The sequence below is a fragment of the Candidatus Njordibacter sp. Uisw_039 genome, from assembly GCF_047730075.1.
Classification (GTDB): domain Bacteria; phylum Pseudomonadota; class Gammaproteobacteria; order Pseudomonadales; family Balneatricaceae; genus Njordibacter.
Window position 1 is genome coordinate 2,066,090 of record NZ_CP159831.1, and the last position, 22,696, is coordinate 2,088,785.

20 protein-coding genes are annotated in these 22,696 nt (G+C 44.6%); 7 read left to right on the forward strand and 13 right to left on the reverse strand.

Going from position 1 to position 22,696, the window contains the following annotated elements; translation table 11 throughout:
- Positions 1 to 40 precede the first annotated feature (40 nt).
- The 7 genes from ABXT70_RS09735 to ABXT70_RS09765 all read left to right on the forward strand — a co-directional run bounded on the left by ABXT70_RS09735 (position 41) and on the right by ABXT70_RS09765 (position 8,484).
- The gene (locus tag ABXT70_RS09735; protein ID WP_443640298.1) at positions 41 to 460 is read left to right on the forward strand and encodes a 5-carboxymethyl-2-hydroxymuconate Delta-isomerase; all 420 of its coding nucleotides are present in this window, start codon (positions 41 to 43) and stop codon (positions 458 to 460) included.
- Entirely contained in the window at positions 460 to 1,971 is a 1,512-nt protein-coding gene (hpaE, locus tag ABXT70_RS09740) for a 5-carboxymethyl-2-hydroxymuconate semialdehyde dehydrogenase (RefSeq protein ID WP_443640299.1), read from the forward strand. Before ABXT70_RS09735 ends, hpaE begins: the two co-directional genes overlap by 1 nt.
- Positions 1,972 to 2,015: 44 nt before the next feature.
- On the forward strand, positions 2,016 to 2,888 hold the full coding sequence (locus ABXT70_RS09745) for a fumarylacetoacetate hydrolase family protein (RefSeq protein WP_443640300.1): 873 nt from the start codon (positions 2,016 to 2,018) through the stop codon (positions 2,886 to 2,888).
- A 3-nt stretch (positions 2,889 to 2,891) separates the two neighbouring features.
- Complete coding sequence (hpaH, locus tag ABXT70_RS09750) at positions 2,892 to 3,695, forward strand: 2-oxo-hept-4-ene-1,7-dioate hydratase (RefSeq protein WP_443640301.1); 804 nt, start codon at positions 2,892 to 2,894, stop codon at positions 3,693 to 3,695.
- A gap of 53 nt (positions 3,696 to 3,748) precedes the next feature.
- A complete protein-coding gene (gene hpaI / locus ABXT70_RS09755; RefSeq protein WP_443640302.1) occupies positions 3,749 to 4,594 on the forward strand; it encodes a 4-hydroxy-2-oxoheptanedioate aldolase in 846 nt (281 codons plus the stop codon).
- Positions 4,595 to 4,637: 43 nt separating this feature from the next.
- Positions 4,638 to 6,017: an adenosylhomocysteinase gene (gene ahcY, locus ABXT70_RS09760; protein WP_443640303.1), complete on the forward strand. Its 1,380-nt coding sequence runs from the start codon at positions 4,638 to 4,640 to the stop codon at positions 6,015 to 6,017.
- Between the two features lie 493 nt (positions 6,018 to 6,510).
- Positions 6,511 to 8,484 carry an acyltransferase family protein gene (locus tag ABXT70_RS09765; protein WP_443640304.1) on the forward strand — a complete coding sequence of 658 codons (1,974 nt, stop codon included), beginning with the start codon at positions 6,511 to 6,513 and terminating at the stop codon, positions 8,482 to 8,484.
- On the opposite strand, the gene ABXT70_RS09770 is transcribed toward ABXT70_RS09765, so the two are convergent.
- From ABXT70_RS09770 to ABXT70_RS09830, 13 genes are all read right to left on the reverse strand, one after another.
- Positions 8,481 to 9,728, reverse strand: coding sequence for an O-antigen ligase family protein (locus tag ABXT70_RS09770; RefSeq protein WP_443640305.1), 1,248 nt, complete (start codon positions 9,726 to 9,728; stop codon positions 8,481 to 8,483). The two genes, ABXT70_RS09765 and ABXT70_RS09770, sit on opposite strands and share 4 nt — an antisense overlap.
- A gap of 239 nt (positions 9,729 to 9,967) precedes the next feature.
- Positions 9,968 to 10,726 (reverse strand): glycosyltransferase family 25 protein, encoded by a 759-nt coding sequence (locus ABXT70_RS09775; RefSeq protein ID WP_443640306.1) that lies wholly within the window; start codon positions 10,724 to 10,726, stop codon positions 9,968 to 9,970.
- The gene (gene galE / locus ABXT70_RS09780) at positions 10,723 to 11,706 is read right to left on the reverse strand and encodes a UDP-glucose 4-epimerase GalE (RefSeq protein WP_443640307.1); all 984 of its coding nucleotides are present in this window, start codon (positions 11,704 to 11,706) and stop codon (positions 10,723 to 10,725) included. The genes ABXT70_RS09775 and galE overlap by 4 nt, the downstream gene beginning before the upstream one ends.
- A 115-nt stretch (positions 11,707 to 11,821) precedes the next feature.
- Positions 11,822 to 12,706 (reverse strand): hypothetical protein, encoded by an 885-nt coding sequence (locus ABXT70_RS09785; protein ID WP_443640308.1) that lies wholly within the window; start codon positions 12,704 to 12,706, stop codon positions 11,822 to 11,824.
- A gap of 9 nt (positions 12,707 to 12,715) precedes the next feature.
- Positions 12,716 to 13,273, reverse strand: coding sequence for an acyltransferase (locus tag ABXT70_RS09790; RefSeq protein WP_443640309.1), 558 nt, complete (start codon positions 13,271 to 13,273; stop codon positions 12,716 to 12,718).
- Between the two features lie 252 nt (positions 13,274 to 13,525).
- The gene (locus tag ABXT70_RS09795) at positions 13,526 to 14,407 is read right to left on the reverse strand and encodes an alpha-1,2-fucosyltransferase (protein ID WP_443640310.1); all 882 of its coding nucleotides are present in this window, start codon (positions 14,405 to 14,407) and stop codon (positions 13,526 to 13,528) included.
- Positions 14,394 to 15,821: a mannose-1-phosphate guanylyltransferase/mannose-6-phosphate isomerase gene (locus tag ABXT70_RS09800; protein ID WP_443640311.1), complete on the reverse strand. Its 1,428-nt coding sequence runs from the start codon at positions 15,819 to 15,821 to the stop codon at positions 14,394 to 14,396. The genes ABXT70_RS09795 and ABXT70_RS09800 overlap by 14 nt, the downstream gene beginning before the upstream one ends.
- On the reverse strand, positions 15,822 to 16,916 hold the full coding sequence (locus ABXT70_RS09805; RefSeq protein ID WP_443640312.1) for a DegT/DnrJ/EryC1/StrS family aminotransferase: 1,095 nt from the start codon (positions 16,914 to 16,916) through the stop codon (positions 15,822 to 15,824).
- A gap of 120 nt (positions 16,917 to 17,036) precedes the next feature.
- Positions 17,037 to 18,872 carry a carbamoyltransferase family protein gene (locus ABXT70_RS09810; RefSeq protein WP_443640313.1) on the reverse strand — a complete coding sequence of 612 codons (1,836 nt, stop codon included), beginning with the start codon at positions 18,870 to 18,872 and terminating at the stop codon, positions 17,037 to 17,039.
- Between the two features lie 3 nt (positions 18,873 to 18,875).
- Positions 18,876 to 19,133, reverse strand: a complete 258-nt coding sequence (locus tag ABXT70_RS09815) for a DUF5989 family protein (RefSeq protein ID WP_443640314.1) — start codon at positions 19,131 to 19,133, stop codon at positions 18,876 to 18,878.
- The gene (locus ABXT70_RS09820) at positions 19,039 to 19,431 is read right to left on the reverse strand and encodes an SxtJ family membrane protein (RefSeq protein WP_443640315.1); all 393 of its coding nucleotides are present in this window, start codon (positions 19,429 to 19,431) and stop codon (positions 19,039 to 19,041) included. Before ABXT70_RS09820 ends, ABXT70_RS09815 begins: the two co-directional genes overlap by 95 nt.
- Positions 19,428 to 20,702 carry a hypothetical protein gene (locus tag ABXT70_RS09825; protein WP_443640316.1) on the reverse strand — a complete coding sequence of 425 codons (1,275 nt, stop codon included), beginning with the start codon at positions 20,700 to 20,702 and terminating at the stop codon, positions 19,428 to 19,430. Before ABXT70_RS09825 ends, ABXT70_RS09820 begins: the two co-directional genes overlap by 4 nt.
- Positions 20,703 to 20,718: 16 nt before the next feature.
- Complete coding sequence (locus tag ABXT70_RS09830; RefSeq protein WP_443640317.1) at positions 20,719 to 22,476, reverse strand: hypothetical protein; 1,758 nt, start codon at positions 22,474 to 22,476, stop codon at positions 20,719 to 20,721.
- Positions 22,477 to 22,696 lie beyond the last annotated feature (220 nt).

Consider the following 22,696-nt stretch of genomic DNA (forward strand, 5'->3'; position numbering starts at 1 on the left):
TTGCTGTAGTCAGCAGCCCACGCAACAAAGAGACAAACCCATGCCCCACGTTACCATGGAATATTCCGCCAATCTGGAATCACAAGTTGATTTTGATGGCTTATGCCGCGCTATTCACGCCACTGGCATTGCCACCGGCCTATTTGAACTGGGTGCCGTGCGTGTACGTGCCATAAAATGTGATCACTACGCAGTAGCCGATTTACAGCCAAAAAATAGCTTTATCGATACCTCCATTCGTATTGGTTTAGGCCGCAGCCAAGCCGATAAAGAACGCCTTGGTGAAGCCATTAATACCACCATGAACGCATTTTTAGCAGCGCAATTAAGCCAACCTTACTTTGCTCTTTCCATCGAAGTGCGGGAAATTAACACCCCGCTTAGCTGGAAAACCAACGCCATGCATCCACGTATTCGAAACGCTGCTAACGCCTCTAGCACAGACAAAGGACACAAATAATGAGCAGCTTCGCCCAAAACCAAAAAGATGCGGCCCAATATTTAGCCCAGTTTAACGGTAGTGTGTTAAACCACATCAACGGCCAACAGCAAGCAGCATTGGATAACACTTGGTTTGAAATTTTATCGCCCATTGATCTAAAACCCCTTGCCAAAGTGGCCCATGGCAAAGCTGCCGACATAGACCTTGCTGCCCAAGCCGCACACCATGCTTTTACCCCATGGGCTGCCATGAGTGGTAAGCAAAGGCAAAAAATTCTCCACAAGGTGGCGGACGGCATAGAAGCCCGCGCCCAAGAAATTGCACTGCTGGAATGTATCGATACGGGTCAGGCCATTAAATTTATGGCCAAGGCAGCCCTAAGGGGAGCAGAAAACTTTCGTTTCTTTGCCGACAAAGCGGTACAAGCCCAAGATGGTCAATCGCTTTATGCACAAGGCCAAGTCAACGTCACCAAACGTTATCCTATCGGCCCTGTAGGCGTGATTACCCCGTGGAATACACCGTTTATGTTATCCACATGGAAAATTGCCCCAGCCTTGGCCGCTGGTTGCACTATTGTGCATAAACCCGCAGAGTTTTCACCCCTAACGGCCAACTTGTTAGTCCAAATTGCTGAAGACGCAGGCGTACCTAAAGGGGTATGGAACTTGGTTAATGGCATGGGAGAAGATGCTGGCAAAGCCCTCACCGAGCATCCTTTAATTAAAGCCATTGCCTTTGTAGGCGAAAGCCGCACCGGCTCGTTAATTCAAAAACAAGGAGCCGACACCTTAAAGCGCGCACACTTTGAATTAGGTGGCAAAAACCCCGTATTGGTATTTGCTGATGCCGATTTAGATAAGGCCGCCGATGCTGCCGCCTTTATGATCTACTCACTTAATGGTGAACGCTGCACCTCTTCGTCACGCCTACTGGTAGAAGAAAGTATTTACGACGCTTTTTGTGCCATGGTGGCAGACCGCGCTGACCGTATTAAAGTGGGACATCCATTAGACCCAAACACTGTAATTGGCCCACTCATCCACCCTGAACACGAAGCCAAGGTATTATCTTACTTTGCAGTAGCTAAAGCTGAAGGCGCCACCATTGTCGCTGGCGGTAAGAAAGTGGCCGACCTAGCGGGCTGTTATGTGCAACCCACACTCTTTACCCAGGCCAATAACCAAATGTGCATCTCTCAAGAAGAGATCTTTGGTCCCGTATTAACAGCCATTCCCTTTAAAGACGATGCCGATGCTGTAGCCATAGCCAACGACATTGAGTACGGCTTGGCAGGATACCTGTGGAGCCAGAATGTAGAGCGCTGCTGGGCTATTGCTGATCAACTGCAAGCTGGCATGATTTGGATTAATTCTGAAAACTCACGTCACCTACCGGCACCCTTTGGCGGTGTTAAGGCCTCTGGCATTGGCCGTGATGGCGGTGACTGGTCGTTTGAATTTTATATGGAAACGAAAAACATTTGTTTTGCTATGGCTGGGCACCAGCCACCTCAGCTGGCTAAATAGTCTTATTTACAAGCCGATTTATAGCACAATACACAGGAACTAGCATGAGCAATTACCCCAAATTCGCCACCGTTACGACAGGCCAAAAAAACCACTACGGCATAGTGACCGATACTGGCTTTATCAGCCTAAGCAACACCTTTGGCGCCCAGTACTCTACCCTAAAAGACGTCATTGAAGCAGGTCAATTAGAGGCTTTAGAAGACGCTGCCAAAGGCCAGAATGATGACTTCAAAGAGGGTGAATTCACCTATCAAATCCCCATCAATAACGCTGAGAAACTCATTTGCATTGGCGTTAATTACCCAGCCCGTAATGAAGAATACAAAGACGGCCAAGAAGCGCCACCATTTCCGTCCATGTTTATTCGTTTTGCTCGCTCGTTTACCGGCCATGACACGTCACTAGTGCGCCCCAAAGCTTCTAAACAGTTGGATTACGAAGGTGAAGTGGTCATTGTCATTGGTAAAGGCGGCCGCCACATCCCTAAAGCCACGGCCTTGGACCATATTGCTGGCATTAGCCTTTGTAACGAAGGCACCATACGAGACTGGGTACGTCACGCTAAGTTTAACGTCACCCAAGGGAAAAACTTTGATTCCAGCGGTGCTATTGGCCCTTGGATGGTGGCTTACAAAGATGAAAGCCAAATTGCAGACATTCGCCTCACTACCAAGGTTAACGGTGAATTACGCCAAGAAGACCGTACCAGCCGCATGATGTTTGATTTCCGTTACATTATTAACTACATTTCTACATTTACCACCTTGGCCCCTGGTGACATTATTGTCACTGGCACCCCTACGGGTTCTGGTGCACGCCTAGATCCACCAGTGTATTTAAAGCCAGGTGATATCGTAGAAGTGGAAGCTGAAGGCATTGGCTGCCTGCGCAACAGCGTTGTGGACGAGGCTTAAATTATGTCCCTCAATCAACTACAGATCTCAGAAGCTGCCCAACGCCTAGACACCGCAGAACAATCCCGCCAACAAACGGGGCTAATCTCTCTGGCCTACCCTAACATGACTATGGACGACGCCTATGCCATTCAAGCCGGTTGGGTAACGTACAAGCTCAATAGTGGTCGCCGTATTGTGGGCCACAAAATTGGCCTCACCTCTAAGGCTATGCAAGCCGCTTTAAACATAGATATTCCAGATTCTGGTATTTTGTTTGATGATATGCTGTTTGAAAGTGGCTGCAATATTCCTCAACAGCGTTTTATTCAACCTCGAGTAGAAGCAGAGATCGCTTTTGTGATGAAACATGATCTTACTGGCGAGAATATCACCGTAGAACAAGTGATTGAGGCGACAGACTACCTTGTACCTTCCTTAGAAATTTTGGACACTCGTATATACAGAACATGCCCAGACACGGGCGTGGCGCGCAATGTATTTGACACCATAGCTGACAATGCAGCCAACGCAGGTTTAGTATTGGGAACGCAGCATACAGATCCAAGCCAAGTGGATATGCGCTGGATTGGCGCCATTGTCAGTGCCAACGGCGAAGTAGAAGAAACGGGCTTAGGTGCTGGTGTACTTAATCAGCCCGCCTTAGGCATTGCATGGTTAGCCGCGCGTTTAAACCAATATGGTGATAGCATAAAGGCTGGTGAAATTGTGTTGTCTGGCTCCTTTATTCGGCCTATAGAAACCCAAAAAGGCACTTTAATCGAAGCCGATTTTGGCGACTTTGGCCAAGTAAGCTGCCGCTTTTGATTTGCCACTCATATAACTGCTAGTACATTTAACTGATAGTAAAAGGAATACCCATGCCTGCACCCATCAATCAGTTTAAACAAAAGCTTCTTACAGGCCAACAACAGATTGGTTTTTGGCTCTCTATGGGCAGCCCTAACGCCGCAGAGATTGCCGGCGGTGCAGGTTTTGATTGGCTCGTCCTAGACGCCGAACACGGCCCCAACGACATCACCAGCCTCGTTAGCCAAATGCACGCCTTGCAAGGGTCTGACTCCAGCATTGTGATTCGCCCACCAATAGGCGAAACATGGATGATCAAACAAATTTTAGACATAGGCTGCCAAACAGTCTTAGTGCCCATGGTAGAAACCGCCAAACAGGCAAAACAGCTGGTACAGGCCATGAACTACCCACCTCAAGGTATTCGAGGCGTAGGTGCCGCTTTAGCACGCGCTTCCCACCACAACCGCATTCCAGATTATCTCCAAACCGCCAACGACCAAGTGTGCCTGTTAGTGCAAATTGAAGCTCAGCGTGGGTTAGATAACCTTAAAGAGATACTCACCGTAGACGGTATTGATGGTGTCTTTATTGGCCCGGCAGACTTGGCTGCAGACATGGGCTATTTAGGCCAGCCCACAGCCGAACCCGTACAAAAGGCAATACGCACTGCCATTGAACAAATTGTAGCGGCAGGCAAAGCTGCCGGTATTCTTATGGCCGCACCAGAACTGGTACAACAATACCTTACTCTGGGCGCCACCTTTGTGGCTGTAGGCACCGACGTTACCAGCTTCGTTAAATCCACTGACACCCTAGCTGCGCAGTACATCGGCGGAAATGGAGTAGATGAAAGTAAGGATGACGCTAAAAAGAAAAATAACTCTGCTTTGCGATCGGCAGCAGACGTTTACTAGCGTATAATACCGGCTGAATTTTTAACCTATGGACGCTTTACCAATGACCGACTTCACCGATTACAAGGTTGCCGATATCTCTTTAGCCCCGTGGGGCCGTATGGAAATTGACATCGCCGAAACAGAAATGCCCGCTCTTATGGCATTGCGTACTAAATACGCTGCACAAAAGCCTCTAGCCAGTGCCAAAATCATGGGCTGTATCCACATGACCATTCAAACAGCTGTGCTGATTGAAACATTGGTCGACTTAGGTGCTGAAGTACGTTGGTCTTCTTGCAACATCTTCTCTACCCAAGATCACGCCGCTGCTGCTATTGCTGCTGCCGGCATTCCTGTATTTGCTTGGAAAGGCGAAACAGAAGACGAAGCCGAATGGTGCATCGAGCAAACCATCGTGCAAGATGGCAAAGACTGGGGCGCTAACATGATCCTAGACGACGGTGGTGATTTAACCACCATGCTGCACAATCAATTCCCAGAAATTTTAGCTAACTGCCACGGTATTTCTGAAGAAACCACTACTGGTGTTCACCGCTTACAAGAAATGTTGGAAGCGGGCACCTTAAAAGTACCTGCCATCAACGTTAACGATGCTGTGACTAAGAGCAAAAACGACAACAAGTACGGCTGTCGCCACTCTTTAAATGATGCGATCAAACGTGCTACAGACCACCTTCTAGCAGGCAAGAAAGCCCTTGTAGTGGGTTACGGCGACGTAGGCAAAGGTTCTGCAGCATCACTTCGTCAAGAAGGCATGATCGTTAAGATTACAGAAATTGATCCAATCTGTGCCATGCAAGCGTGCATGGACGGCTTTGAAGTAGTGTCGCCGTACCTAGACGGCACTAACACTGGCGATATCAGCTGCATTGATACTCTATTGATGGGCACCACAGATATTATCGTCACCACCACTGGCAACACTAACGTGTGTGATGCCAACATGCTTAAGACCATTAAGAAAGGCGCTGTAGTCTGTAACATTGGTCACTTTGACAACGAAATTGACACTGCCTTCATGCGTGAGAACTGGAAGTTTGAAGAAGTGAAGCCCCAAGTACACAAGGTGTACCGTGCTGCTGATCACAACAAGAGCGATTTCGTACTGCTACTGTCTGAAGGCCGCTTAGTTAACCTAGGTAACGCCACAGGTCACCCATCACGTATCATGGATGGTTCTTTCGCCAACCAAGTGCTAGCGCAAATGCACCTATGGGACGCCAAGTTCGCAGACCTAAGCCCAGCCGACAAGCAAGCCAACTTATGGCTAAGAATCTTGCCTAAGAAACTAGATGAAGAAGTAGCAGCCGACATGGTGGCAGGTTTTGGTGGTGTAATGACCAAGCTAACCACCACTCAAGCTAACTACATCAACGTACCATCTGAAGGTCCGTTTAAGCCAGAAAGCTACAAGTACTAAAGTTCACGAGGCGGCACAGCCGCCTCGTTCTTATGAACTCCTTCCCATCATCCACACACGTGCAGCCTGGCAATCTATCAGAATTTAAATTCTTTTTTGCAAACACCAAAATCTAAACTACACTTCAAATAACTCACTAAGATTTACGCCTAGTGAGTTACCTCGCTGCAAACGGATTGCAACTGAAAGACAAGGAACTCAGAACCCAACTAGGTTTTGGTATTTATCTCCTACTCCAAAGCTTCCAAACGCAACACCTTACTTGTATTTACCTGCACGGACGCAGGCATAAAGCGCAGACCGGGATGGTCTGTCATGGCAGTGTTTATCAACATGGATGTTGGTGTAAAAGTGCGGGGCTGGGATGCCCCGCCGCTTTCAACTAATCCAATCTCAAATTATCGTTGCCAACTGTGAGACTTGGCTTCAATTAATCCTATGTTACTGGTAAAATCTGATTCATCAAAAATATCTAATCACATACGAAATAGGTTTGCTGTTGCATTATCGTGCCGAAATAGATGGTCTACGAGCATTAGCCGTAATACCCGTGATTCTCTATCATGCAGGTTTCTCATCTTTTAGCGGTGGATTTATCGGTGTTGACGTATTTTTCGTCATCAGTGGTTATCTAATCACCTCTATATTACTCAAAGAACTCGCCAACGATACATACAGCTTAAACGTTTTTTATCAACGTCGTGCGCGTAGAATTCTACCAGCACTTTTTTTTGTAGCACTGATGTGCATCCCATTTGCATGGTTATGGTTACCACCCAAGGACATGTTGGATTTTGCTCAAAGCCTATCCTCCGTCTCTATATTTGCATCTAATTTATACTTCCTTAGTGAGAGTAATTACTTTGATATTGAGGTAGAACTTAAGCCCCTGCTGCATACATGGAGCCTAGCAGTAGAAGAACAGTATTATGTGTTGTTTCCATTACTACTTGCTTTGATTTGGCGCGTTCGTAAACAAGCCATAACTCCAACCTTGCTAATCTTAGCTGGTTTGAGTTTATATTTTGCACAATGGACAGTTTACCATTACCCAAAGGCTGGTTTTTACCTACTTCCCACTCGAGGCTGGGAGTTACTGATTGGCTCCTTTATTGCAATGTCTGCATTTAAGGGTGGCTTGTCCCATTACATTAAAGTTCACTTCAACGGCCCACTAAGCCTATGCGGTCTAGGTTTCCTTCTTGCTTCTATTTTTTTATTCGACAAACATACCCCGTTTCCAAGCTTCTATACTCTACTGCCTACGGTTGGAACAGCGTTGATCATCATGTTTGCTACCAAGGGCACTCTCACCAACAGGCTGCTAAGCAATACTGGCCTAGTAAAGTTAGGCCTAATTAGCTACAGCGCATACCTTGTGCACCAACCACTCTTTTCCTTCGCACGACACCGAAGCTTAGGCGAACCTGATCTTAGCTTAATGGTTGCTTTAGGGTTAGCAAGTTTTGTGGCCGCATACTTTATATGGAAATACGTTGAACAGCCATTTAGAAAAAGTACCAGCCCAGAGCCTCAGGCAAAAAAACTGCTCATACTTGGCACATGCATAGTTATTGCATTTTTTGCCTTTGGTATGGCGGCAATCCTGACAGATGGGTTTACCGGCCGTTATAATAAGCAACAATTAGCAAACTATAACGCTGCAACGAATACTAATTTTAAATGGCAAGGGTGTAATTTTGATTCTTGTACCAGCAATTTCTCAGCAGACATTGTGCTAATAGGAGACAGCCACGCAGCAAGCCTTGCACCAAGCTTATCAACAGCCTTTTCAAGCTCGCTAGAAACATTTGAATGGCACACTAACCCAAACTGTCCACCGTTAATGGATTTTTACGTTTCCAATACTCAATCTGATCAATGCTCAAGAATTAACAAGGGTAGGCGAGAGAGATTAGATTCTAGCGATGCTGCTGAATGGGTAATTTTGAGTGCGCAGTGGTCACTCTATTCATCAGGAAAAGGCTTTGATAATTTATTAGGTGGGCACGAAACTGGTGCCATGAACTATTATTACCAAGACATTAGTAACAACAGACGAGCATCACAGAAACGTGAAGAAGAAGTTGTGAATGGCTACATTGAATACGTTTCACAACTCTTGGGTGTAGGAAAAAAGGTCATTGTTATCGACCAAATTCCGGTGGCTGGTTGGAATATACCTAACCGATATTTAAAGCTAGCTCAGTTGGGGGAGCTTAGAGATGAGAACTTTCGTTATCCACTATTAGTTTATCAACAGCATACAGCCGCGCTAGAGAAATTTAGATCACTAACGCACAAAAACCTATACTGGGCCCAGCCTAAACAAATCTTATGCAAAGACCAGAGTTGGTGCAATACTAGCCAGTTACCCAAACTACTTTACAATGATACTAACCACTTAAGTAAAGCAGGCGCTGACATAGTGGCGCCAGTGGTCATAGATATTATACAAGCCAACTAGTTAGTTGTTGGTTTTGTATTACCTTCATAAGACAACTGTCCTGCGATCAAAGCCATCATTACTGTGAAGAACACTCCAGCGTTGTTGATATCCCATATCATCTCAACCAAACCAAAGTCCATAAAGCCTACTGCTAACAAAATTCCCGCCGTGGCAAGCGCTTTGTTTTGCAAAACATATTGACGACAGTGCATAATAAACGCACCATAAATAGAAAAGATCATGAAAGGGCCAAATATGCCAGACTCTTGCAAAGTATCAAAAAATTGACTATGGGCACCATCAAAGTTACCAACTATAGTTGGCAGTAGGCCGGCTTCAATATAAGGTAGTTTAGCAGCATCAAAGTTACTGGGGCCTACACCAAACCAAGGATTATCAATAAAAACTAGGGTTGCAGCATGCCATAAAGCCAAACGAATACTTGCCGAACCATCCGTTACTTGTCTAGTTTCAAAGTATGTAGCAACAGCAAGAGGTATATTTCCCACTCTGTCCTGAACAAATGGTGAAAACCACCACACCAAAACTGCTCCTATGGCCATAACAGCTAACATTATAAAGCGCTTGGTATAAGATGGATGACGAGCCAGACTCACCATCACCCAGCATAGAACAGGGGCAGAAATCCACCCACCTTTAGTGCCAGAGGCTAAAGATGCAAATAATCCTAATGAAAGAGAAAATAACACGACTAGCCACCACCGTTTGTCTTCACACCAATTGGGCTGAAACAAGGCAACGGACATAACGCCTAGTAATAAACTAATGTCACCAAAGGCAGCTTTGAGGCCAGAGGTGCCTCCATGAACGCGATGTATCCCCAACTCCTGCTTTTGATAAAAAGCCCAAAATCCAGCAAGAACAGCACCAAAAAAAACACCCCATTTTAAAGCATTTTGTGACAAGCCAAAACGCCTAACCATGAGGTAGATTGGCAACACCAAAATAAACCGGCTAGGCTCCTGGAATTGAGTCCATATCCACCCTGTTCTGAGCCAAAAATCTAGCGCCGTAAACAATGGATAAAATAACCAAGTGAAAATCATCACCTTTTCTAGTTTAGATAAGGGCTGGGGGTCTGTTCTCACAATAACCGTACATAACCCCAAAACGACTAAACTAACCGCCACGTAATACAATGCCACTGGATAATTGATGCTGGCAGCAGGCACGACTAAAGCCAGCAGAGACACTAGCCAAAACAAGCCAATGTGTATATTTTTAGAACGCAATACTTCCATGTTTAACTTTTCTCATTGCTTTGTATTTGACTTTCTAAGACCTTTTAATTTTTTAAAAAGTATTTTGTGCAGATTTATATTTTTAATTCTAATAACGGTCTGGCGTTATCAGCCACCTAACATCCAGCACTAAGTGAGCAGTTGTATTATACCTTGCAAATAACATCAGCGAGCATGTTTATCACTGCAATTGAGCCATAGATATCATAAGAAGCGCCTCGTTACAGACTATAAATAAATTAGCTTTTCATGTAATAAAACATAGAAATGAGTTTTATTTTCAGTCGAAACCAAGAACGTTTAGACTCTCGTTTGATCTTATAAGTCAGTGGTAGATTCTGCTTGTTAGAGATGTTTGACCCACCTAGCTGGGCACTAATTTCGTTAATATGGTTTCCCACAGTAACCAGCACCCTTACACCATGTTGCCACCAATGTTGATATGCTACATCAACAGGCATTCCAAATTGGCTCAAAGTGTTTAATAATTGATACGCAGCAGAACGATTTAATACTGCCCCTTGTGTTCCCAAAGGCACCAAGTGAGGCCTTATTGTGCTACGACCTTGGTGTGTATACACAACTTGGCCATGTACTTGCCGACGAGAAAAAAGCTTTAACATCACGGGCTCTTCACCCTGAACTGCATCCAACCATTGCTGCTGGTACTCCAGCACATCACCAATAAACTCTACATCATCTTCCAATATTACTGCATAGGCCTTATCGCTCAGATCAACAAAGGATTTAAGCACCTTTCGATGAGACATAAAGCAGCCAATTTCTGCAGGTTTAAGCGGCATGAAAAACTGTTTTTGATTTAAATATGGTGTGTAATAGCGGGCTATTTCATCGTCTGGCAAATCAGCTCCATAAACAGCACTAACTCGCTGAGCCTCGATACTCATACTTTGTAAGTGCTTATTGATCCGTTGCCAGCGTTTCTTAGAACGATCCAAATTAATCACATAGTATTCAAAGTCATCATCAACGTTCATAGACCTGCCAACTTTTGCTCCCACGCCCAAGCGTGGGCAATGATTTCTTGCAATTGAGTATATTGTGGCTTCCAGCCCAATACTTGCTTTGCTTGTTCCGCACTGGCTACCAAAACAGCAGGGTCTCCCATTCTTCTTGCAGAGGCCTCTTCATTTAACTGCTGGCCCGTGATTTCCTTGGCAGTGGCAATGACCTGACATACTGAAAAACCAGCACCATTGCCAAGATTAAACGCTCTATAGGTGCAACTTGATTGAGTAAGAAGCCAGTTCAAGGCCAAAAGATGAGCTTGAGCTAGATCCAAAATATGAATATAGTCTCTAATACAGGTACCGTCTGGTGTTGCATAGTCGGTTCCAAAAACCTTAATGCCATGACGTCGACCTGACAATGCTTGAAGCACTAGGGGGATAAGGTGTGTTTCTGGATCATGCCGCTCCCCATTGCTGGCATCAATAGCAGCTCCTGCTGCGTTAAAATAACGCAAACAAACCGCCTTTATACCATAGGCACTAGCGTAGTCCTGCAACATCCACTCAACAGCGAGTTTAGAGCGGCCATAGGGGTTGATAGGCGTTACTGGGTGCTGTTCGTCGATCAAGGCTTGCTCCGGGCTACCGTACACAGCTGCCGTTGACGAAAACACTATATTGATGACCTGATGCTGGCGCATAATATTCAGCAGCACTTGAGTTTTACACAAGTTATTGGAGTAGTACTTCTCCGGGTTTAACACTGATTCGCCTACCTGGCTAGACGCCGCGAAGTGCATTACGGCATCGATCTGATGTTCTTTAAATACTTGCTGCAATAGCTCTTGATTGGCAAAATCACCTTGGTAAAGCGGCACGCCCGCCACTGAATCTGAAAAGCCTGTTGAAAGATCATCGATTACCACAACACCAATATTTTGAGCCTGTAAATAAGTCACCATATGAGACCCAATATAACCAGCGCCTCCTAATACTAGTACTTTCATATCGACTTCCTCTACAATTCTTAGGCTCTAAACTTTTCCACTATGTATGCTGCTATCAAGGGCACTAGCGAAAACAGGCATCCGCCCGCACCTTTAAAGCGAAATACATCCATATTCAACCGTTTCTAATAACATCATTATTTCTAATTACTTCGACGACTCTTTGCTTCAGATTGCTATAACGTAAAGCGGTCTGCCTATTCTCTTCCATGGCAGTCCATTGAATCTCATTAGGGGGAGTAAAAGTGGTGGCTATTGCTGCCTGAAGTTCTGTGATCGAACAACAAACAATCATACCGTCTAAATTAAAGTAGTCACCGATATTCTTTGGCCCGTAATAAATGGGTAAGGTGCCACACAGCATGCAATCTAAAAGCTTTTCAGTAAAACAATCAGGTTCAGGAACATTTTCAATCACTACAGAATAGTGGTAAGGCAACAAACCATCTTGTTTTAAGTCGAAGGGCTGATAGCCCCTGCCCATGATATGCACATCTGCTTGTACAGTGCTGACCCAGTCAACCACTGCATGGCGCAATTTATGCCCGACTAAGTGTATCTTTTCAGACGCAATAAGCGAACAATTGTGTGTTTTTATCGGTGGCCATTGTAATTGACTACCATCTACCCATGATTCAACCACAGCAAACTGAATGACATTGGCGTACCTAGCTGCATACTGCTGATATCGGCATAGAATGTAATTGAATTTGTGACGTAATAGCCAAATATTTTTATAATACTTACCATGGATGATTAATGGCTCAGACATGAGTAAGTCAATTTTACACTTGAGAGGCCCAAAACCACGCAATAGGCGTTTAGACGACGGGTAAACGACCACATGGTCTCTAGCTGATAAATCGGCTATGGTACCGTTTGTTGGGGCAACCTGCCCCGGCCAATCTAATGACTGCAAAGGCACACCGCCTAGCTTTACTTGGTATCTAAGTTCATGGGGCAATATACCCACTTTAATTTCTTCACTATGTTCAGGCATGGGTGCAGTTTATTTACTATTTCTAAATTTTTGTTCTAATGCCAAAATTATTTTAGCATTTCGCTGTTTGATACGGCGTACTGGGGCGCCTGCAAACAAACACCACCCTTCCAAGTCATGCTTAACTAAACAATTAGCCCCTACACTTGCCCCAGTGGATAAAGTTACATTAGGTAAAATGGTAGAATTAGCACCCACAATGCAATGATCACCTATGTGTATACTACCAATCTCTACGTCACCTTTAAACTCTTCAGCCACCATGGGGGTGGCAAGGCCCGAGATATAGTCATCACTTCCCGCGGCCAGCACCACGTTAGGCGCTAAGGTACTAAACTGGCCAAAGGACACCATGGCATTTCGCCCACCAATGATCGAGCAGCCCGATGAAATATGCACAAAAGATGACACCTCTAACTGTGTCGAAATATAGGTAAAATCATCAATGATGACATTATCACCAATCGACACCAATTCTGGATAACGGATTCTAGCTGTTTTGCCAATAATGACATTGCTGCCGCAATGCTTTAGGTCCGCCCTATTAAAAAATATATTATCAGTCACAATCGTCTCAGCTTTTAATATTCTATGTTTTAGTGTTGATTTATGTGAAGACTCTTTTAACATAACTTCACAACTAGAATGGTGCTATCGTAAACTGCCTTTGAAGCTTTCAAGAAATTTATTTCTGACTTCACTTTCACCAAGACATTTTTTTACTTGCCTTCATTTTAGAATCCATCCCTCAATCTACTTTGAATCAAAAAATACAAAAACATATTACCCATTAAACTCAAATTGAAAATATACCCAATGCTATTTAGCCAAGGTATTCCAGTCAGTGGGAATAATATCTTGTTGTGCCATATGCTTGGCATCAAACCAGGGTTCGGGTGCAACCACTATCTTGCTGGCATAATCATTCAAATATGCTCCCCACCAGCTAAACGAACTATTAGCAATAATTTGGTGTTGGCATGCGCTAATGAGCCACAGATCTTGCTCAGCAGAAAAACCGAAGTCCGACACAAAAGTTATACTGGGGTGCTGAATATTGGCTCTAACCCATTCAGGATCATCAGAAAACACATACAAATCGACACCACCTAACTTCTCAATCATCAACTGCAGCGCCGTTTGATAATAGTGTGCACTGGTTGCCCCGTGCTTTGCTAATGCTTTAGGGTCACTCAAATAGTCACCCCGCCGCACATGCATAGCAACACTAGTGCCACATTTCATTTGCGCAGCAACTTGCGCAGCTTCTGGTGGAAGTGCCTTTTTTAGCACAAGGTCACTTTGTAGTAGGTCACTGTGGTTATCAAAATAGCGCTCAGATTGCCAAAATCCAGACAACATGACGTCGTAGCTCTGGACTAGTGCTGCAGAATCAAAACTATGCACGGTCTCGTGGTAATAACCCATCCAAGGATTAATTTGGCGCCTTAATGCTCGAGTTAACTTCCATACAGGCTCTTTAAAATGAGCAGCTTCTGCATCAGTTAAATAACGGGCTCTAATGGCAAACTCATCAATAGCCAGTCCAGAGATGCAGCCTTTACGCAATATAAAGCGAGGGTCTAGAACCAGTTCGGTCTGCCTGGCATCTGACAATGCTCGGCCCATGGCATATTGAAACAGCTGGTTACCCAAGCCGCCCAACAAGCGCACATACACCGCATGTTTATTGTCTGCCATACACATCTTCTAAGCGCTCAATGTCATCTTCACCCAAATAACTACCCGATTGAACTTCTACCAGATGCAAGGCTTCATTGGTTTCATTGGCTAAACAGTGCACGGCACCCTTAGGGATGTAAATAGAGTCATTGGCTTTGAGCAGGTGATCTTGTCCATCCACATGCACCTGTGCCTGACCTTGCACGACGACCCAATGTTCGGCTCGAAACTGATGGCGCTGCAGACTTAACCGTGCCCCGGGATTCACACTAATGCGCTTTACTTGGTAATTAGAACCACTATCAACACTGTCATAACTGCCCCAAGGTCGGAAGACCTCGCGCTGATGCGCTAACTCTTCTCGTCCAGCTAGTGTGGCCACCAGTTCCTTAACTTGCTGAGCCTGATCTAACTTGGCTACTAACACTGCATCTTTAGTCTCAATAATGGCAATGTCTTCCATACCCAGCACAGCCAGCAAACGGCTATCGGCTTTAAGTAAACAGTTGTGGCTATCCATGGCCACCACATCACCTTGTTTAACATTGCCACATTCGTCCTGATCATTAACCTGCCAAAGAGACTGCAAGTCACCCACATCACTCCATCCACAAGCTACAGGCACAACCACTGCTTTTTGGGTCTTCTCCATAATGGCATAGTCTATGGATATGCTTTCGCACTGCTCAAACTCAGCAACGGACAAACGGATAAAATCTAAATCTTTGGCAGACCCATTGAGGGCACTTTTGCATTGCTTGAGTAATCCAGGACAAAGGGCTAAAGCCTCTGCCAGTATGACACTGGGTTTGACAATGAACATGCCACTATTCCATAAATAGTCACCTGCGTTTAAGTAGCCTTGAGCCACAGTGCCATTGGGCTTTTCGACGAACTTCTCCACACCAAAGCCCTTAAGCACTGGATTACCACAATGAATATAGCCATAGCCAGTACACGCAAAACTGGGCGTAATACCCAAAGTCACAATAAAACCTTGCATAGCTAATTCATGGGCTGATCTTAACGCCACATGAAAAGTTGGCACATCAGCAATATCGTGATCGGCAGACAACACTAACATGGGCTCGTCTCCATCCATCTGCTGTAAACGCAAGGCGGCTATAATGACTGCAGGGGCAGTATTGCGCCCCATTGGCTCTAATATGATATCTGCGTCTTGGCCTAGGCTACGCAACTGCTCTGCTGCTAAAAACCGGTGATCCTGATTACAAATGAGCTGACTATTGACTTGGTCTAGCCCACGCAACCGCGCAAACGTCTGCTGCAACATGGTGTGCTCATGATTGTTGTCAACCAGCACCTGATACTGCTTAGGGTAGGATGCGCGAGACAAGGGCCACAAACGACTACCCACACCCCCAGACATAACCACCGAAGCAAAAACCAATGGCGTTTTTAAAGCAGTCATTTAAGCGTAGAACGCCTTCACCGCATCACATATACGGGTGATATCAGCGTCTGTTAATTGATTGGAAGAGGGCAACCACAAGCCATTTACCCCAATATTTTCTGACACAGGGTGATTTCCAGCAAGATCATAAACCTTTTGTTGTGTAATCGGAGGGTACATCACCCGAGTGCCAATCAATTCGGTCTTTAGGTGGGCTGCTAGAGCTTCTCTTTTTTCAACCAAGGCATCAATAAACCAAGGCGTGGTAATGTTTAAGTCGTGGGCAAATAGCTTTACCTGCGGGCAGTTAGCCAACTGATCGGCATACTGCTGCCAAATGTGTTTTTTACGAGTGACCCTAGCAGCCAACTTGTCCATTTGGCACAAACCCACCACCGCTTGTAGCTCGGTAAATTTGAAGTTAAAGCCCAAGCTGTCATGAATATCATTGCCACCACCAGCGCGGCCAAAATCTTTTAAGCGCTTTAACCTTTCTGCCACATCATCATCATTAGTGACTAATGCGCCACCTTGGCCCGTGGATATAATCTTCGGTGCAGAAAAAGAAAAGCTGCCTACTAGGCCTTTAGTGCCTGTATGGGCGCCATCTGGATAATAGCTGCCTAAGCCTTGGGCAGCATCTTCAATCAGCAAAAGACCACGCTCATCACAAAGCCTTTGAAAAGCCTCAATACCTGCACTTGGCGCGCGTCCATTAGCAACCACCAACATAATAGCTTTGGTTTTAGCCGTAATAACCTTTTCCACTAAAGCAATATCTAAGCAAAGGGTGTCTGGTTCAACATCCACAAACACCGGCACTGCACCAAACATCCGCAAGGAATTAGGGCTGGCAATCATGGTGTAGTTAGGCACAATCACCTCGTCACCGGCCTCAATGCCAACTGCCATCGCGGCTAGGGTTAAGCTAATAGTGCCATTATTCACAACCACACAGTGCTTAGCACCAGTATAGTTGGCAATGCTTTGCTCAAAAGCTTCGGTTTTTTTAAATTCGGTTAAAAAACCATCCTCATCCATATAGGCCATGAGGGCCTGTTTTTCTTCTGCGCCAAACCAAGGACGCATTTGCATAATAAATTCTTTGGCCATACCTAACTCTTTACCTTATTTGTGATTACTAAATCAACGACAGCTAGAATGACGATGGCAATGAGTAAATTTGTAACCAACAGACGAATTAGATTATATAATTTCATAATTATTTGAATTTTAGTCGAGTTCGAATTCATTTTCGTACCTGATGATCAAAGCCGGATTCTGCCCAGTCTTGTGAAGGATACAGTTACCAATAGCCAAGAAATCTAACTCGGTTCCCATAAGACATCGAAAGGCATCTTCCGGCGTGTTCACAATGGGTTCCCCACGAACATTGAATGAGGTATTCACTAGAACCGGGCATTGTGTCAACGCCTTGAATTTCGAAATCAAAGCATGATACTTCGGATTTGTCTCTGCATCAACAGTCTGAATACGTGCCGAGTAATCAATATGAGTGACTGCAGGTATTTCTGATCTGGCTACGTTCAACTTGTCGATGCCGAATAGTGTATTTTGCTCATCGTTCATAGGCAATTTTTTGTCATGGGAAATGTCGGCAACTAAGAGCATATAGGGACTATCTACGTCGATATCAAACCAGTTTGAGGCATCTTCTCGCAACACGCTGGGGGCGAATGGGCGAAACGATTCACGGTATTTTATTTTTAGGTTCAGCTGTTTTTGAACTTGTGAAGAACGCGGGTCAGCAATAATAGAACGCGCACCCAGTGAGCGCGGGCCAAACTCCATTCGGCCTTGGTGCCAGCCAACAGCCTTGCCTTCAACCAACGCAGAGGCAGTTTCATCGATAAGTTCCTCATCAGAGACAATCGAAAATAAAGCACCAATGGCTTTAAGTCGACGTTCTATTTCTGCCTGTGAGTAGGATGGGCCAAGATAGGCTCCTTTCATCCCATCTCTTGGCTGTATATGTCTGGGCTGCTGGAGCATAAGGTGATAAACACTCAATGCAGCGCCAATAGCTCCACCCGCATCACCTGAGGCTGGCTGAATCCAGATCTGGTCAAATATTCTCTCTTGCAACAGTTTCCCATTGGCGACACAATTAAGCGCAACTCCTCCAGCTAAGCAGAGATTCCTCTGACCCGTCGATTGGCGTATGCCCCGGGCCAGTTTGATTACGACCTCTTCAGTAACCGCCTGAATCGAGGCCGCAAGATCCATCTCACGCTGGGTCAAACTACTTTCGCTAACGCGCGCCGGCCCGCCAAATAACGCATCAAAACGTGCATTGGTCATAGCCAGATCAGTGCAATAATCGAAGTAACTCATGTCAAGATGGAATGAACCATCATCCTTGATATCTATCAAGTTGTCTTTGATCAATTCCACGAACTTAGGCTCACCATAAGGCGCAAGTCCCATAAGTTTATATTCCCCAGAGTTAACCTTGAAACCGGCGAAGGAAGTGAACGCAGAGTAGAGCAGACCAATTGAATGCGGGAAGTGAATCTCTTTGTGAACTGTGATTGTATTTTCTGCGCCAACCGCTAGTGAGGTTGTTGCCCACTCACCAACACCATCCATCGTCAGTATGGCAGCATCTTTGAAGGGGGATGGGTAAAAAGCAGACGCCGCATGGCTCAGGTGATGCTCAGAAAAACGTAAACGTGCACCCCAATCAATATCCGTACCAAAGTTTACTTTCAAAGCATCAGTAATGGTTTTTTTTTGAAACAATTTATCTTTGACCCATACTGGCAGTGAAGTAGCGAAGCTCTTGAAGCCTCTTGGGGCAAAGGCCAAGTAAGTCTCAAAAAGACGTTCAAACTTCAGAAAGGGCTTATCATAAAAGACGACACAGTCTAGTGACTCGGCACGAATGGCGGCTTCAGCCAGGCAGAAATTGATCGCCTGGACAGGAAATTCAGAATCGTGTTTCTTCCGGGTAAATCGCTCTTCCTGAGCGGCAGCAATAATCTCACCATCGACAACCAGACAGGCTGCTGAATCATGATAATAGGCAGAAATTCCAAGAATATTCATTGATCAGAAGAGTGTGTAGATAAAGGGTGCCATCACTGATCCCTGTACAGCAATCAAGAGACTGCCAATCAGTACAATCACAAAAATGACAGGGGCTAGCCAGAGTTTTTTTCTCTCACGAAGGAACAGCCAAAGTTCTTTAATAAAGCTAAAGCTCATAACTACCTCAGAATTGGTTATTGAAAGAGTCGGGTGAAGGTTCACCGGGTCCGCGCTCGACCCAATAAGTTGAAGTGACTCGTTTTTTAAGCCGAAGTTCATCGCGTCCTGATAGCCGGGTAGACAATGCAATCGGGGTGATCAACCCAAAATAGATTACGGATAACACAATTGGGCTTACAATCTTACCCAAAATTTCTCCAATGGAAAACCAAACTCGGTTCAATGAATGTAGACGCTGCGGGAAGACTAAGGCAATGAATAATACCAGTATGCTAGAAAATATAAAGACGTATTGGACGGCAGCTCCCGGGTGCTTTATTAGGAAGTATACGCTTGCACAAGCCATGATAGTTGAGACAAAAAACCCAAAGCTTCTGTCAGATGGTAGTGGCTTCATAGGCTTGAATAATTAGTTGAGCTATTGGGAACAACTATAGCTGACGAAGTCGCTGCCTGAGCTGCCAGAGTATCTAGGAGCAGTTGCTGGAGATAATCAGGTGTCTCTTCTTCGATTTCATTAATATAGATTACTTTGGTACCGTTCTTTGCATAAAGATACGCTAGCGTTGAATAGTCATTGCAGATGCACAAACTGACGATCGGGAAAAAAAATGGGTCTTTAATCAGTCTGATGCGCTTGTCCAAAAATTTTTCGTATTGTCTCGTACTGACACTGGGGTGCGGTTTCAGATAGATGCGGACTTTTGGAACTGCCGCTACTAAATAGTTAGCAAGCCTACACTCTTTTTTCAGACATTCGCGCTGCCCGACGATCAACGAGCTTGGCATAGCGTTTGGAAGCGACCCTTGTTGTGGTAACAAACCTTTACTACATACAAATTGGGTGTGACTTTCTTTGGCAAGCACCCGATCCCGATACCAAGACTCAGAATTTTTGTCGAGCAGTATGATTTTATAAATATTATTGAGCAGCGTTGGAAGAGACTCTGGGTTCCTGAATCCAGCTTGACCAGCAGGATCGTTCAGTAAGCCATGCTGGACAATGATTCTTTCGGCGTTTATGGGCAATTGATCAAAAAGCACTGCCCATCGGTCCCTATCACTACTTATCCAAATAGTTTTCAAACCGACTTTGCTTTTTTGCAGTACATTCCACGTTAAGAACCATTGGAAGGCGGGGTAAACTTGAAAGATAACCCCTCGTTTTCGGTTGTCCTTCCAGATTATAAAAAGAGATCGAACCGAATTCAAAAAAGCTGACCTTATATCAGACAAGGAAGCATAGTCCCTGATACAACCTAGTGATTCACCCGCTGGACCTGCCTTTTCCAGAGCCTTCGTGCTATAAAGAAATTTGCCACAGTAATGTGTGCTTTTTGAACTAATTATGGAAACCAACGAATTTGCAAAAAATATTTCCTTTTCTTCTAAGGCACTTTTCCCTGATATATAGAAAGTGGCACCTATGGTCTGCAGCAACAGGAATAATAAATATAACGGCACCCAGAATATATACGCTATATTTGCAATGACAGATAACAACCTGGGAAAATTCTCCGCCCAAAAAGCCAACTTTTCCAGACGAGGAATAACAAGATTTGTAAATCGACTCACTGGGAATTGAGCAAAGACGTGTTCGTCTTGTTGCAATTCATTGGCAACCGCGCTTACAAATACTCTGACAGAGTCAACGGCTGAATATTTCATGTTCGTGCGGTAGCTATTAAATGACATTATTAACCTTTTTATTTAAAACCATATCATCCATCTCTTTACTTAGTCGTTCAAAATATCTGCCCCGCATTTTGGAATTTGAATCAGATTGGTTAGGTTTAAAAAGCTTTAGATTGTTAATCCTTAAATTTGCTTTAAACAACTCGGTTTCGAATTCCTCATAGGTTTCTACATGAATAACTCCCTCAATCTTCGAATTGAACCACAAATTGTATTTGTAGACATCGTAATCAATCACATCTACACCAGCATAGCGAGCCCAACGGGTTGTGGCTGAACAGTCTACAACATATAAATCTGCCAAAGCTAGAAGCTCCTCAATGGGATGATTCAGTATCAATCCGCCTCTATTCTCTATGAATGCTATCTCTTTTTTGTTAGTCAAAGGGTGCAATGAAAAAATCAGATTGCAGTTCAAATATTGAGATATTGCTGAGGACCATTTATCAACTATTTCCCTGTAAGTTTTAAACTCAACCTCAACAGTACGTTGCGACAACTTATTCGGTGGCACTGATACAACAACGAAAGGCTTTTTAATGTCAAAATTATGTCGGTTGCACAATTCTTGTCTGAGCTCATTTCTCTGAAATTTTAAATCATCAATCTTGTCCATGTAGGGGGCGCCAATTACAACCAGTTGCGATTCTGGCCACCCACCAATAATGAAATGCTGCCTGTCCTCATCTGTTTCGAGAAAAATTCTGTCACAACGACTATTGTTGTATCCCCAAGGATTGGGTGGAGACAAATTCAGTTCTTCGATGGCGCAGACAACTCCAGGGCTTGACAGCAGCAACGATTGGCCACTGTAGGAGTAAACCCAGCTGGGAAACATTTGTGCAGTCACCCGTGATGCATAGCATTTTATGACATGGTCGGGATGATCGAGCCTGTCATTGGCCAGAGTATCCGAGTCAGCCCGGTCGTAGGGAATGACCGCACTCGGAATCCCCAGGTTTTTGGCTGCCTCAACAAAAACAATCGTCGTGTAGTAAGCCGAGTCCTTCGCTAGAATCAGGGTATCTGGCGTGGTATCTTGAAGAAAGTGCTCAGCTGCACGGATACATTTTTTTAGACGATCGATATGGGAGGCTTTTTTGATTTTCAAGCGATCTTTAGAGATCAGGGGGATCTCACTCCAGACGAACTGAATGGTTCTTAAATAGTGTTTAAGCCGATTATATAAATAAGGATGCCGGACCATTGCCCACTGCTTAATTCTCTCATACGCTCTACGCCAAAAATATCTAACGCAGTATCTATAGCCAGTTCTAAGGAACCAAGGTGTAAAAACCAACGGGACCCATGGGATAAAAAGCAAAACCTCTAGCAGTCGTCCAACCATGCGATGGCGTAAGCTACCAGATTTAAATTTTCTGCAAGCAAAATGCATTTTATCCGATAACCTTAAATGCATTTTATCCGATAACCTTAAATGACTACTAGGCTTAATGGACTTGACGATGCTTTGAATATTTTCTGTCGTGTATTCATCGTAAAACTCATTCTCTCGAATAATGAGATGTTTAATACTGTTTGCATCAAAGTCATGAGTAATAGGGTCACTTTCTTTTAGGGAGTGGAGAATGAGAAAACTGCACACCCAATCTCCCGAGAGTAAAAGGTTCTTCGCTACTCGGACCAGAAACGATGTTTCCGAGTCAGAGAAGCTGATCAACAGAAGTTTTTTCTTACTGGTCTGACGTATACTAGTCTTTGAAGTTTTGAACAAGTCGGTGGTCAAATCTAATTCCTGTGTAATCTCGGGCTAATATGTCTCAGGGTTTGTGTTCCATACTGACATCATGTGATGTCAACGTAAAAAAGGCCGATGACCTTGGAATCGAGGGCTTCGTTTTCAAAGGACAAAAGAGTATTAGCTACTCGTTCCTAAAAGCTGGTTTCTAACTCTGAGAAGCAGGTACAAACTAGTTTTTTGGTACGTTGCATTACTATATTTCATT

Excerpts from the sequence above, each read along its gene's own strand:
- ABXT70_RS09735 (WP_443640298.1), top strand. The coding sequence starts at position 41 with ATGCCCCACGTTACCATGGAATATTCCGCCAATCTGGAATCACAAGTT.
- hpaE (WP_443640299.1), top strand. The coding sequence starts at position 460 with ATGAGCAGCTTCGCCCAAAACCAAAAAGATGCGGCCCAATATTTAGCC.
- ABXT70_RS09745 (WP_443640300.1), top strand. The coding sequence starts at position 2,016 with ATGAGCAATTACCCCAAATTCGCCACCGTTACGACAGGCCAAAAAAAC.
- hpaH (WP_443640301.1), top strand. The coding sequence starts at position 2,892 with ATGTCCCTCAATCAACTACAGATCTCAGAAGCTGCCCAACGCCTAGAC.
- hpaI (WP_443640302.1), top strand. The coding sequence starts at position 3,749 with ATGCCTGCACCCATCAATCAGTTTAAACAAAAGCTTCTTACAGGCCAA.
- ahcY (WP_443640303.1), top strand. The coding sequence starts at position 4,638 with ATGACCGACTTCACCGATTACAAGGTTGCCGATATCTCTTTAGCCCCG.
- ABXT70_RS09770 (WP_443640305.1), bottom strand. The coding sequence starts at position 9,728 with ATGGAAGTATTGCGTTCTAAAAATATACACATTGGCTTGTTTTGGCTA.
- ABXT70_RS09775 (WP_443640306.1), bottom strand. The coding sequence starts at position 10,726 with ATGAACGTTGATGATGACTTTGAATACTATGTGATTAATTTGGATCGT.
- galE (WP_443640307.1), bottom strand. The coding sequence starts at position 11,706 with ATGAAAGTACTAGTATTAGGAGGCGCTGGTTATATTGGGTCTCATATG.
- ABXT70_RS09785 (WP_443640308.1), bottom strand. The coding sequence starts at position 12,706 with ATGCCTGAACATAGTGAAGAAATTAAAGTGGGTATATTGCCCCATGAA.
- ABXT70_RS09795 (WP_443640310.1), bottom strand. The coding sequence starts at position 14,407 with ATGGCAGACAATAAACATGCGGTGTATGTGCGCTTGTTGGGCGGCTTG.
- ABXT70_RS09800 (WP_443640311.1), bottom strand. The coding sequence starts at position 15,821 with ATGACTGCTTTAAAAACGCCATTGGTTTTTGCTTCGGTGGTTATGTCT.
- ABXT70_RS09805 (WP_443640312.1), bottom strand. The coding sequence starts at position 16,916 with ATGGCCAAAGAATTTATTATGCAAATGCGTCCTTGGTTTGGCGCAGAA.
- ABXT70_RS09810 (WP_443640313.1), bottom strand. The coding sequence starts at position 18,872 with ATGAATATTCTTGGAATTTCTGCCTATTATCATGATTCAGCAGCCTGT.
- ABXT70_RS09815 (WP_443640314.1), bottom strand. The coding sequence starts at position 19,133 with ATGAACTTCGGCTTAAAAAACGAGTCACTTCAACTTATTGGGTCGAGC.
- ABXT70_RS09820 (WP_443640315.1), bottom strand. The coding sequence starts at position 19,431 with ATGAAGCCACTACCATCTGACAGAAGCTTTGGGTTTTTTGTCTCAACT.
- ABXT70_RS09825 (WP_443640316.1), bottom strand. The coding sequence starts at position 20,702 with ATGAAATATTCAGCCGTTGACTCTGTCAGAGTATTTGTAAGCGCGGTT.